The organism is Actinoplanes sp. NPDC020271 (assembly GCF_044388125.1).
Taxonomy (GTDB): domain Bacteria; phylum Actinomycetota; class Actinomycetes; order Mycobacteriales; family Micromonosporaceae; genus Actinoplanes.
The window spans coordinates 506,354-518,345 of sequence record NZ_JBIRWQ010000002.1 but is presented as its reverse complement, the minus strand read 5'-3'; the positions used below and the strand labels follow the sequence as shown (position 1 = coordinate 518,345).

The following is an 11,992-nucleotide window of genomic DNA, read 5'->3' as shown; positions in this document are numbered from 1 at the left end:
GGGGCTCACTCTACACCGCCTTGCGCGGGTATAACGCGTATGCAACTATTGCAGACGCTGAATATTGCATGTGCTGGAGGAGTTCCGTACCCATCGCTTCGTACGCGCGACGCCCGTCCCCTGCGCGAGTTCCGGGTCTTCGCCAACGTGCAGGTGCGGCTGTCGATCCTGATCACCATCTCCGGCTTCGGCGGCATGTTCGGGGCGTGCCCGGGTGGGCTGACCGCCCGATACGACGCTGACGCCCGGCCCGCCGGCCGGCCCGGCCGGCGCCGAGCGTCGTTGTTCGGGCCGCAAACAACACTGACACCCAGCCGGGGGCTGGGGTCGTGGCACTACCGGGAGCGGGCGGCTTGTGGGCGTACGCCGCGACTCGGTGAGAAGGAACTGGCGAGCGGACGCCGGGAACGGCAGCGCGGGGAAACGTCGGCCGGTAGGCCGGTGCGGGCGGCCGGTACGGCATGGAACAGTGAGCGCGTGAAGATCGAGCTGGGTCATGCTGTCGTGGCCGCGGACCTGGGGCGCTGACCGCGTGCAGGCCCGACGTGTGGTGAGTGTGGAGGCGCCCGGGCGCCAGGTTTCCGGCTGGCTGATCGCCGGGCGGCTGGTGCTGACCACGGCCGACGCGGTTCAGGAGGCGGGCACGGAGGTGACGGTGCGTCCGGTGGTGTCCGGGCGGCCGTTCGCCGGGGTGGTGACGTGGCGCGGGCCGGGTGGCGCGGCGCTGGTCCGGGTGGACGATCCGGCGTGGATCGAGGTGGACGGGCCGGTCACGAGGTTCGGGCGGGTTGTCACCGAGCGGCCGGGGCTGCCGGTTGAGGTCGTCGGGTTCGGGGCGGTGGAGGTCTGGCGAGCGGCGGGGTCGGTCAGCGCCGAGGGCGACCGGCTGCGGCTCGTCATCGAGCATGGGCCGCAGGAAAGCGACGTCCACGAGCATGGGCGGCAGAAAAGCGACGTCCACGAGCACGAGCCGCAGAAAAGCGACGTCCACGAGCACGAGCCGCAGAAGAGCAGTGCCGACGAGCATGGGCTGCGCCGAAGCGGTGCCGGGCAGGACGAGCCGCCCACAAATGACTCGGACAACGATGAAATCCGGCACGACGGCGAGCCGGGGGCGGCGCCGGTGGGGGCGGTGGTTTTCGGCGGGGAGCTGCTGGTCGGGCTCGTCGGCGAGGACCACGAGGTGGTGACCGTCGGTGAGCTGTGCCGGGCGGCGGGGTTCGTCGACGCCGCGGCCGTCTCCGCGCTCGGGCCGTTCGAGCTCGCCGAGGCCCAGCTGACCGAGTCCGATCAGCCACGTTCGCCGGTGGCGCTGCTGCGGGCCGGCGCGCGCGTCGTCGGTTTCCGTGGGCGGCACGACGTGATGGACGAGCTCGGCGCCTGGTGTTCCGGGGCTGGTTTCGCGGCGTTGCTGCTGCACGCGCCGGCCGGCGAGGGCAAGTCCCGGATCGGGTACGAGCTGGCGGGCCGCCTGACCGCGGGCGGCTGGGCGACCCTGTGGCTGGACGAGACCGCGCCGGACGTGGTGGTCGCCGCGGTCGCCGACGTGGTGGCGCCGCTGCTGATCGTGGTCGACGCCGCGGAGAGCCGGCCGGAGCAGTTGCGCACCCTGTTGCGGGCGTGTGCGCGGCATGACGGTTCGCGCCCGTTGCGGGTGTTGATGCTGGCGCGTACGGCCGGCGACTGGTGGCGGCTGCTGCGCAGTGACCTGATCGCCGAGCGGCTGCTCGACGGCGCGTCCGTGCTGGAGTTGGCGCCGCTGGACGACGCCGGGTTCTACGCCGCCTCGGTATATGCGCTGGCCACCGCCTTGCCGCAGGTGCCGGGGTATGCGATGCACCACTGGGCGCCGGTCGCCGCGCGGCTGGCCGCCGAGCCGCGCGAGACCACCGGCCGGGCGCTGGCCGTGCAGACCCTGGCCCTGGCCGACCTGCTCGACGCGATGTGGCCGGGCCCGGCGGTGCCGGTCCGCAAGACGCCCGAGGATCGGGTGCTGGCGCACGAGCAGCGCTACTGGTCGTTCACCGCGGCCTGGCACGGCCTGACCTTGGACGAGCCGGTACTGCAGGACGTGCTGGCGGTCGCGGCGCTGTTCGGCCCGACCGGCCCGGATCAGGCGGATCGGCTGCTCAGCGGTGTCCCGGCGCTGGCCGGAGCGCCGCGGGAGCTGCGTGACACGGTCCGGAACTGGCTGGCCGACCTCTACCCGGGTGCGGGTGGCCGGCCGTGGGGCACCCTGCAGCCGGAGCGGCTGGCGGAGTGGTTCGCCGGGCGGCGCCTGGCCGAGTCGCCGGTGTTGCCGGAGCCGTTGATACCGGTCGTCACGGAGAGCCAGCGGCGCCGCATGCTGACCGTCTATGCCCGGGCCGCGGGGCATGCCGCGTCGCTCACTGATCTCTGCGTCCGGCACGCCGACCGGCTCACACAGGCCACTGTCGAGACCGCGATCAGCGTCGCCCGGCCGGAGCCGCTGCTCGTCGCGTTGCAGCAGATCGTCGCCGACCCGGACGTCCCGGTGGAGCGGCTCGCGCTGATCGCCGACCGGTTGCCCCGGCTCAGCCCGCTGGCGATGGAGATCGCGCAGCGGATCGCGGACCAGCACCGCCGGGCCGGCCGGATGCCGGAGCTGGCCGCGGCGCTGAACAACCTGTCGATCCGGCTCGGTGACCTGGGCCGGCACGGGCCGGCGCTGGCCGCGATCGAGGAGGCGGTGCTGATCCACCGGCGGCTGGCCGGGGAGGCGCCGGAGATGTTCGAGGCCGATCTCGCCCGGTCGCTGGGGAATCTGTCGGTGCGGCTGGGTGAGCTGGAGCAGCCGGAGCCGGCGCTGGCCGCGATCGACGAGGCGACCGCGCTCTACCGCCGGCTGGTCGAGCGGAAGCCCGGCACGTACCTGCCGGAGCTGGGGAAATCCCTGATGAGCCTGTCGCTGGGGCTGGGCGCGCTGGAGCGGTTCCCGCCGGCGCTGACCGCGATCGAGGAGTCGGTCGCGATCTTCGGGCATCTCGCCGGGCAGCGGCCGGACACGTTCCGGCCCGATCTGGCCGCGGCGCTGAGCGTGCTCGGGATCAGCCTGGGCAGCCTGGACCGGGACGAGCAGAGCCGGGTCGCGGCGCAGGAGGCGGCGGCGATCCGCCGGCAGCTGGCCTCGCAGCGGCCGGACGTGCATCTGCCGGGGCTGGCGGCGGCGCTGACCGACCTGGCGGTGCGGCACGCGGTGCTCGGGGAGAAACCGCCCGCGCTCGCGGCGATCGAGGAGGCGCTCACGATCCGTCACCAGCTGGCGGAGAAGTCACCGGAAGCGTTCGCCGCGGATCTGGACTGGTCACTGCACGTCCACAAGGTCGTTCTCGAGATGGGGTCGTGACGCTGGGCGATGATGTGCCCCTCGATCTTGAGGAACCTGTGAAGAAGTCTCACCGGAAGTCGTGGGTGAACGGAAGCCCGCAGGATCCGCACAGGTTCTTCACATCCTGAACCTACGGTCGCCTCCTCGAACAGGAAACGAGGGGGCGCGCGATGTGTGGTCTGAGTGCGTACTTCAGCAGCCGGTCCCATGCCGGACCGGTGGACGAGTCGACCGCGGCGGCGTTCGCCGCGGCGCTGGAGAGCATGCGGCACCGGGGTCCGGACGACACCCGGATCGAGTACGGCGACGGCTACGCGCTCGGCTTCAACCGGCTCGCGATCATCGACCGTGACCACTCGGCCCAGCCGCTGCACTACGCGGACCGCTGGTCGGTGGTGTTCAACGGCGAGATCTACAACTACCGCGAGCTGCGCGACGAGCTGATCCGCGAGCACCACGCGAGCTTCGCCACCGAGGGTGACTCCGAGGTTCTCGCGGCCGCGTTCCACTACTGGGGTGAGGCGGCGCTGCCCCGGCTGCGCGGCATGTTCGCGTTCGTCGCCTACGACCACCGCACCGGCACCGTGCACGCCGCGCGCGACGCGTTCGGCGTCAAGCCGCTCTACCTGCTGGAGACCGCGGACGGGCTGTGGCTGGCCAGCGAGCGCAAGGCGCTTGACCCGTTCGCCGCGCCGGCCGGCACCGCGCTGAACCAGGACGCGGTCGGGCACTACCTGACCTTCCAGTACGTGCCGGACCCGATCACTCTGCACCGGCACATCCGCCGGCTCCCGCCGGGCCACCGGCTGACCTGGACGCCGGGCGGCGGGGTGCGCGAGCAGCGCTGGTTCCGCCCGTCGCTGCGACCGTTGCGCCTGCAGCCGGAGGCCGCCCACCAGACCATTCAGGACGCGTTGCGGGCCAGCGTGCGGGCACATCTGCACGCCGACGTCCCGGTCGGCACGTTCCTGTCCAGCGGCGTCGACTCGTCCGCGGTCGCCGCGCTGGCCGCCGAGGCGCGCCCGGGCATCCACGCGTTCACGGCCGGGTTCGCCGCCGACGGCTACTCCGAGATCGACATCGCGCAGGACACCGCGACCCAGCTCGGCATCCCGCTGACCCCGACCGTGGTCTCCGACGAGCAGGTGCTGGCCGAGCTGCCGCGGATCGTGCAGCTGCTCGACGACCCGGTGGCCGACCCGTCGCTGATCCCGCTCTACTTCCTGGCCCGCACCGCGTCCCGGTTCGTCACCGTGGTGCTCTCCGGTGAGGGCGCCGACGAGCTGTTCGGCGGCTACACGATCTACCGCGAGCCGCTGTCCCTGGCCGGCGTCGAACGCCTGCCCAGCGGGGTCAAGCGCGGCCTCAAACATCTCGCGCACGTGCTGCCCGAGGGGGTGCGGGGCCGCTCGTTCCTGGAGCGCGGCACCACGCCGATCGAGCAGCGCTACTACGGCAACGCGCGGATCTTCGACCCGGAGGAGAAGGCCCGGCTCATGCGGTTCACCGCCGAACCCCACACGGCGATGACTTCCCGGTTGTACGCCGAGACGGCCGACGTGGACGAGGTCGCCTCGATGCAGTACGTGGACCTGCACACCTGGCTGCCCGGCGACATCCTGGTCAAGGCGGACCGGATGTCGATGGCGCACAGCCTGGAGCTGCGGGTGCCCTTCCTCGACCAGCAGGTGTACGCGGCCGCCGCGGGCCTGGCGACCGAGCTGAAACTGCCGCACGGCACGAAATCGACGAAGGTGGCGCTGCGGGAGGCGATGCGCGGGATCGTCCCCGAGTCGGTGCGGGACCGGGCCAAGCTGGGTTTCCCGACCCCGACCCGGCTGTGGCTGCGCGGCATGATCGGTGACTGGGTGGACCACCTGCTCGCCACGTCGCAGACCGGCCATCTGCTGGACCTGGAGTATGCGCGGGGACTGCTCGCCGAGCACCGGGCCGGGGTTGCCGACCGGTCCCGCAAGGTGTGGACGGTGGCGATGTTCTGCCTGTGGCACGCGATCAACGTGGAGCGCACGATCGCGGTGCCGAGGCCGGTGCAGTCACCTGTCGACAACGAACGCCTGCTGATCCCGGGCGCTTTCTGGACCGCGGCGCCGCCCGGCCTCCCCGTGGGTGGCGGCGCCGCTTCTACTCCCCCGGCCGGTCAGCTGACGTAGTCGCGGAGGTGCTGCGCGGTGAGCGTGTCCGACTTGGCGACCAGCTCGTGCGGCGTACCCGTGAAGACGACCCGGCCCCCGTCCTGGCCGGCGCCCGGGCCGAGGTCGATGATCCAGTCGGCGTGGGCCATCACCGCCAGGTGATGCTCGATCACCACCACCGTGTTGCCGGTGTCGACCAGCCGGTCCAGCAGCGACAACAGCTGGTCGACGTCGGCCAGGTGCAGGCCGCTGGTCGGCTCGTCGAGCAGGTACGTCGCCGGGCTGCCACCCATGCGCACGGCCAGTTTGAGGCGTTGCCGCTCGCCACCGGAGAGGGTGTTGAGCGGCTGGCCGAGCGTCACGTAGCCGAGGCCGACCGCGGCGAGGCGTTCCAGGATGGCCCGCGCGGTCTTCTCGGTGAAGAACTCGAGCGCCTCGCTGACCGGCATCGCGAGGACCTCGCTGATGTCCCGGCCACGCAGTTTGTACTCCAGGACGCGGGCGGTGAAGCGGCGGCCCTCGCACTCCTCGCAGACGCCGGCGACGCCGGCCATCATCGCCAGGTCCATGTAGACCAGGCCGATGCCCTTGCAGTTCGGGCAGGCGCCCTCGGAGTTCGCGCTGAACAGGGCGGCCTTGACCTTGTTGGCCTTGGCGAACGCGCTGCGGACGGCGTCGAGCAGGCCGGTGTAGGTGGCCGGGTTGCTGCGCCGGGAGCCGCGGATCGCGGACTGGTCGACGACGATGATCCCGTCGCGTCTCGGCAGCGAGCCGTAGAGCAGGGAGCTCTTGCCCGAGCCGGCCACACCGGTCACCACGGTGAGGACGCCGAGCGGGATGTCGACGTCGACATCGCGCAGGTTGTGCGCAGTGGCACCACGGATCGCGACGGCACCGGACTTCTCGCGACAAGTGTCTTTGAGTGCGATGCGATGACCGAGGTGACGGCCGGTCAAGGAACCAGAAGCGCGAAGCCCTGCGAGGTCCCCCTGGAACACAATGGTGCCACCGTCCGGGCCCGCGCCCGGACCGAGATCGATCACATGGTCGGCGATCGCGATCGTCTCCGGCTTGTGCTCCACGACCAGAATCGTGTTGCCCTTGTCCCGCAGTCGCAGCAGCAGCCGGTTCATCCGCTGGATGTCGTGCGGATGCAGGCCGACGGTCGGCTCGTCGAAGACGTACGTGACATCGGTCAATGCCGACCCGAGGTGGCGCACCATCTTGACCCGCTGCGCCTCGCCACCCGACAGCGTCGCCGACTCGCGGTCCAGCGACAGGTAGCCGAGTCCGATCTCGACCAGCGAGTCGAGCGTGTGCCGCAGGTTGCGCACGACCGGCGCCACCGACGCGTCCGTGACCGTGCCGAGGAACGCCGCGAGGTCGCTGACCTGCATCGCCGCGCACTCGGCGATGTTGTTCCCGGCGATCCGCGACTCCAGGACCGCGGGTTTGAGCCGGGTGCCGGCGCACTCCGGGCAGGTGGTGAACGTGGCGACCCGGTCGATGAACGCCCGGATGTGCGGCTGCGCCGACTCCCGCTCCTTCGACAGGTACATCCGCTGGACTTTGAGGACCAGACCCTCGTACGTCGTGTTGACGCCCGCGATCCGCATCTTGACCGCGGGTTTGTGCAGGAAGTCGTCCCACTCCTGGTCGGTGAAGTCGCGCAGCGGCTTGTCCGGGTCGAAGAGTCCCGAGTCGGCGAAGCCGCGCACGTACCAGCCGCCGAGCGTGAAGTTCGGGACGGTGATCGCGCCCTGGTTGATCGACTTGTCGCGGTCCACCAGGCCGTCGACGTCGATGCTGGACACCCGGCCGAGCCCCTCGCAGTTCGCGCACATGCCCTCGGCGTTGAACGAGTAGGCGAGTGCACTGCCGGCGCTCGGCTCGCCGAGCCGCGAGAAGAGAATCCGCAACAGGGTGTACGCGTCGGTGACCGTCCCGAGCGTCGACCGCGCGTTGGCGCCCATCCGCTCCTGGTCCACCACGATCGCGGCACTGAGGTTGTGCAGCGCGTCCACGTCGGGCCGGGCCGGGCTGCCCATGAACGACTGCAGGAACGCCGAATACGTCTCGTTGATCAGCCGCTGCGACTCGGCCGCGATCGTGCCGAAGACCAGGGACGACTTACCCGAACCGGAGACGCCGGTGAAGACGGTGAGCTGGTGTTTCGGGATGTCCAGCGAGACGTTCCGGAGATTGTTCTCCCGTGCCCCGCGGACCTGGATCAGGTGGTGACTCTCTGGGTCAGCCAGCACGCCGGCGTGCCCTCCGCGCTGCCAACTCGTCGCCGGCCGCGGGCTCCTCGGGCTGCTCGGCGACCGGCTGCGGCGCGGCCGGCTCGGCCGGCAGGTGCGACAGCGAACCCTGGATCTCCTTGAACGCACCGCCGATCGCGATGCCGAACACGCCCTGACCGCCCTGCAGCAGGTCGACGACCTCCTCCGGCGAGCGGCACTCGTAGACCGTGGTGCCGTCGGAGATCAGGGTGATCCCGGCGAGATCCTCCACACCGTGGGAGCGCAGCGTGTCGATCGCCCGGCGAATGTTCTGCAGGGAGACACCGGCGTCCAGCAGCCGCTTGACGACCTTGAGGACGACCAGGTCACGGAAGGAGTAGAGCCGCGACGTGCCGGAGCCGGAGGCGTCCCGCACGCTGGGGACCACGAGTGTGGTGCGCGCCCAGTAGTCGAGTTGGCGGTAGCTGATGCCGACCGCCTGGCAAGCCGTCACTCCGCGATAGCCGACCGAGCCGTCCTCGCCGACGAGTGGGCCTTCCAGAGGCTGCTCGTGCACGCGACTACCTCCCCGCTGCCCATGATCAAGGAATCTGGGCGGTGCCGGTTCACCTGGACTTCACGAGCGTATATCTCAGTCACGGGTGAAACATGGAGGTAACGGCACGACACGCCGCGTTCGGACGAGCGACACGCCGACACGCCGTTACTCTCCGGCGCGTCCGGGGGTTTTCGCCCTTTAACGGCGAATCCCCGGCCGCAACACAGCAAAAGCCCCAGCGAAATCGCCGCACCCCGCCGCACCGGCCCCGGCCGGCGTAAAGGTCACCGGAGCACCGAGCAGCACCGGCGCCGGCCGGCGTAAGGGCCAGGAAAGCCCTCCGCCGCGCCGCTCGCTTCAGCCCGCGAAATCCTCGGGACGCACCTGGTCGAGGAACTCGCGGAACTTCTCGACCTCGTCCTCCTGCTCGTCCGGGATGACGATGCCGGCCTCGGTCAGCACCTGGTCGGCGCACCGGATCGGCGCACCCACCCGCAGCGCCAGCGCGATCGAGTCGCTGGGCCGCGCGGACACCCGCAGGTTGTCGCCGATCAACAGATCGGCGTAGAAGACGTTGTCCTTCAACTCGGTGATCTCGACCGCCTTCAGCGGCTGCTGCAGCGCCGCCAGGATGTCGCGCAGCAGATCGTGGGTGAGCGGCCGGGCCGGTTTCACACCCTGCTGCTCGTAGGCGATCGCGGTCGCCTCCACCGCACCGATCCAGATCGGCAGATAACGGTCGCCGTCGACCTCTCGCAGCAACACGATCGGCTGGTTACTGGGCAGCTCCACCCGGACCCCGACCACGCTCAGCTCGCGCACCGCCGCCTCCGTGTTCGTTGTTGTCGCCGCCCCCAGACGGCCCGCCCCTTACCCTGCACGGTACACGCACTCCCTGCCGATCTGCCCCGCGCGGGATACCCCGCCCAGGGTAGGCCGAACCGGGTCAACGGCCGAGTTCGCCGCGCAGACCGGTGCGCACCAACGCCGCGTGCAGCCGCTGCGAAAGCGCCTGCAGCTCACGGGCGGTGTCGCTGGCCCGAGCCCGGGCCGCCGGGTCCTGCTGGCGCACCATCGGCGCCAGGAGCTGGGCGAACAGGCCCACCTCACGGTCCGACGCGTTCTTGAACGCACGCAGGTGACGCACCTCGAGACCGAACTTGGTGAGACCCACCACGGCTTCGACGATGATCACTGCATCCGGGTCGTACCACCCCGGCGGGCGGGCGACGACCAGGCCGATCTGCTCCAGCTCGGCCAGCAGCGCCTCGTCGATGCCGGTCCGCTCGACCAGATCGTCCTTCGGGATGCGGGCGTCGGCCGGGTCGGCGGCCCGCTGCGAGCCGACCGCCACCAGCGTCGGCCGCTGCGGGACCACCGGCTCCTGCTCCATCCGGTCCAGCTGCTCCCGGATCACCCGCAACGGCAGGTACTGATCACGCTGGGCGGTCAGCACGAAACGCAGCCGGGCCACGTCGTTCCACGAGTACTTGCGGTACCCGGAGGCGGTGCGTTGCGGGTCGACCAGACCCTCCGCCTCCAGGAACCGCAATTTCGAGATCGTCGTGTCGGGGAACTCGGTGCGCAGGTGGGCCAGCACCTCCCCGATGCTCATCAGCGCACCCTCGCGCCCGGCCTGGGGACGCGAGGCCCCCGGGTCGTGTGCGGCTGCCCCCGACGGGTTCACGCCCGGCCGCCCTCGCCCTCCGGCCGCGGGCCGGCGATGAACACCAGACGGAACTTGCCGATCTGGACCTCGTCGCCGTTGCTCAGCGTCGCCGCCTCGACCCGCTCGCGGTTCACGTACGTCCCGTTGAGCGAACCGACGTCGCGGACGGTGAACACGCCCCCGTCGCGGTGGAACTCGGCGTGGCGGCGCGAAACCGTCACGTCGTCCAGGAAGATGTCACTGTCCGGGTGCCGCCCGCTGGTCGTCACGTCATGGTCCAGCAGGAACCGGGCACCGGCGTTCGGTCCGCGACGGACCACCAGCAGAGCCATGCCGGGCGGCAGGGAGCCGGACATCCGGGCGGGCACCACGTCGGTCTCGGGACCCTCGAGCACCTCGTCAAGGGCGCCAAGGTTCAGCGTGGACGTGACGTCGAGCGGGGGGAACTCGTCGTCTGGGCGCGTCATCGGACCACCTCACGGATCAGTTGGTCGTCGCCTCGACCGGCAAGGTCATGATGTTGCGACCTCACCGAGGCCGTCAGGCCCGGCGCGCGACTATCGGTTGCGAAGGAATAACAGTTCTACATGTGCCCCGCGAGCCTAGTCAGCGCCAATATCGCGGGGCAACCAGACTCGCGGGTCGATGCTTCGGGACTAGCTTTCGGTCAACGCCTGGTACGCCGCGGCGTCCAGCAGGCCCTCGAGCGCCGCCGGGTCGGCCGGGGCGATCTCGACCAGCCAGCCGGCCGCGTAGGGCTCGGCGTTGATCAACTCGGGCTCGTCACCCAGCGTGTCGTTGCGGGCCACCACGGTGCCGGCGATCGGCGCGTAGATCTCCGACACGCTCTTGGTCGACTCGACCTCGCCCATCGAGTCGCCGGCGGCGAGCTCGGTGCCCTCCTCGGGCAGCTGGACGTAGACGATGTCACCGAGCGCGTCCTGCGCGAAGTGGGTGATCCCCACCCGCACGGGGCCGGTGCCGTCGCCGGACACCCACTCGTGCTCCGCGGTGTACCGCAGATCCTCAGGAATCAACACTTCCTCCGTAGTCACGAAACCGGACGGGCGTACTGCAGGGCAGTCGCCTTACGCACCGCGGTCACCTCGACCATGGCTTGCGAATCCATGGTCACGCTACCGCCGTCGCTCTTCACCGACGCCACCACCCCGCCCGGGATCTGCAGCGCCGTCCTCATCGTCTCCGGAGAACCGATCACGAGCAGGCGGAACGGGCCGGACAGCCGGTCACCGTCGGCGATGATGCCACCACCGGCCGCATCGACGAAATAGGTGGACGCGACGATGCGGACCGCCGAGCCGTCCGACCCGCTGATCTGCATCACCTCACCGCCCGAGCCGCGCAGCTCCTGCACGGTGTTCAGCACGTCGGACGCCTTCACCTTGTCCAGCACGATGTCGAGCCCGGGGCCGCGGCCGGCGATCGTCCCGGCGAGAAGGCCCAGCTCCTGGCTGCGCTTGCCGGCCTCCTCCAGGGCCGCCTGGCGGCCTTCGACGCCCGAGGTGAGCTGCTGACGCGTACGCTCCAGGCTTTCGATGTCGGTGTTGAGGCGGCTGTCGCGGGCCTCCAGATCACTCAGGATCTGGACCAGATCCTCCTGCCGCATGGTCGACAGACCGCTGTCGGCGTCGTTGCTGCGCAGCTGCACCACGAGCGTGAACCCGAGCAGGGCCAGCAGCACCCAGATCAGCGTCCCGGCCGGGGCCGGACGTTTCAGCCCCGGCTTCTGTTGCCTCGCCGGGCTGTTTTCAAGATCACTTCCGTCGACGGCGGGCTCGGGCGTGTCGGACATCGACGATTCGGGTGACGTGGGGGAAATCTCCTCCACGGCCACGTCACCCGGGCGAGTGTCGTCACCGCCAAGATCAAATTCGGGATTTCCCGGTACGGCCGTAGCGGGCGGCGTGCGATCCGCGGCGCTCGCCGGCGCGTCGACGGCAGGCGGCTTGCGCCCCGCGGTCGGCAGCTCGAAATCCGGCGGCGTCTGGTCGCGCCTGTCATCCTCGCGATCGGTCATCG

The 11,992-nt window shown here is 70.7% G+C and carries 10 protein-coding genes; 3 read left to right on the top strand and 7 right to left on the bottom strand.

What is annotated here, in order from left to right:
- Nucleotides 1-39: 39 nt before the first annotated feature.
- The 3 genes from ACH442_RS06070 to asnB all read left to right on the top strand — a co-directional run bounded on the left by ACH442_RS06070 (nucleotide 40) and on the right by asnB (nucleotide 5,520).
- Nucleotides 40-528, top strand: a complete 489-nt coding sequence (locus ACH442_RS06070; RefSeq protein ID WP_396336819.1) for a hypothetical protein — start codon at nucleotides 40-42, stop codon at nucleotides 526-528.
- A 4-nt stretch (nucleotides 529-532) separates the two neighbouring features.
- Complete coding sequence (locus ACH442_RS06065; RefSeq protein ID WP_396336818.1) at nucleotides 533-3,367, top strand: tetratricopeptide repeat protein; 2,835 nt, start codon at nucleotides 533-535, stop codon at nucleotides 3,365-3,367.
- Nucleotides 3,368-3,519: 152 nt separating this feature from the next.
- On the top strand, nucleotides 3,520-5,520 hold the full coding sequence (gene asnB / locus ACH442_RS06060; RefSeq protein ID WP_396336817.1) for an asparagine synthase (glutamine-hydrolyzing): 2,001 nt from the start codon (nucleotides 3,520-3,522) through the stop codon (nucleotides 5,518-5,520).
- Here the strand turns inward: asnB and ACH442_RS06055 are convergent.
- The 7 genes from ACH442_RS06055 to ACH442_RS06025 all read right to left on the bottom strand — a co-directional run bounded on the left by ACH442_RS06055 (nucleotide 5,508) and on the right by ACH442_RS06025 (nucleotide 11,990).
- A complete protein-coding gene (locus tag ACH442_RS06055; RefSeq protein WP_396336816.1) occupies nucleotides 5,508-7,763 on the bottom strand; it encodes an ATP-binding cassette domain-containing protein in 2,256 nt (751 codons plus the stop codon). The genes asnB and ACH442_RS06055 overlap by 13 nt on opposite strands.
- Nucleotides 7,753-8,301, bottom strand: a complete 549-nt coding sequence (locus ACH442_RS06050; RefSeq protein WP_396336815.1) for a MerR family transcriptional regulator — start codon at nucleotides 8,299-8,301, stop codon at nucleotides 7,753-7,755. Before ACH442_RS06050 ends, ACH442_RS06055 begins: the two co-directional genes overlap by 11 nt.
- A 339-nt stretch (nucleotides 8,302-8,640) precedes the next feature.
- Entirely contained in the window at nucleotides 8,641-9,105 is a 465-nt protein-coding gene (locus tag ACH442_RS06045) for a bifunctional nuclease family protein (protein WP_189330985.1), read from the bottom strand.
- A gap of 124 nt (nucleotides 9,106-9,229) precedes the next feature.
- Nucleotides 9,230-9,898: a MerR family transcriptional regulator gene (locus ACH442_RS06040; RefSeq protein WP_396336814.1), complete on the bottom strand. Its 669-nt coding sequence runs from the start codon at nucleotides 9,896-9,898 to the stop codon at nucleotides 9,230-9,232.
- A 68-nt stretch (nucleotides 9,899-9,966) separates the two neighbouring features.
- Nucleotides 9,967-10,419, bottom strand: a complete 453-nt coding sequence (locus ACH442_RS06035; protein WP_396336813.1) for an FHA domain-containing protein — start codon at nucleotides 10,417-10,419, stop codon at nucleotides 9,967-9,969.
- 189 nt (nucleotides 10,420-10,608) lie between these two features.
- Nucleotides 10,609-10,989, bottom strand: a complete 381-nt coding sequence (gene gcvH, locus ACH442_RS06030) for a glycine cleavage system protein GcvH (protein ID WP_396336812.1) — start codon at nucleotides 10,987-10,989, stop codon at nucleotides 10,609-10,611.
- Nucleotides 10,990-11,003: 14 nt separating this feature from the next.
- Nucleotides 11,004-11,990: a DUF881 domain-containing protein gene (locus ACH442_RS06025; protein WP_396336811.1), complete on the bottom strand. Its 987-nt coding sequence runs from the start codon at nucleotides 11,988-11,990 to the stop codon at nucleotides 11,004-11,006.
- Nucleotides 11,991-11,992 lie beyond the last annotated feature (2 nt).

What these genes read in the sequence shown, in the direction of transcription:
- ACH442_RS06070 (WP_396336819.1), top strand. Translation starts at nt 40, where the DNA reads ATGCAACTATTGCAGACGCTGAATATTGCATGTGCTGGAGGAGTTCCG.
- asnB (WP_396336817.1), top strand. Translation starts at nt 3,520, where the DNA reads ATGTGTGGTCTGAGTGCGTACTTCAGCAGCCGGTCCCATGCCGGACCG.
- ACH442_RS06040 (WP_396336814.1), bottom strand. Translation starts at nt 9,898, where the DNA reads ATGAGCATCGGGGAGGTGCTGGCCCACCTGCGCACCGAGTTCCCCGAC.
- ACH442_RS06035 (WP_396336813.1), bottom strand. Translation starts at nt 10,419, where the DNA reads ATGACGCGCCCAGACGACGAGTTCCCCCCGCTCGACGTCACGTCCACG.
- ACH442_RS06025 (WP_396336811.1), bottom strand. Translation starts at nt 11,990, where the DNA reads ATGACCGATCGCGAGGATGACAGGCGCGACCAGACGCCGCCGGATTTC.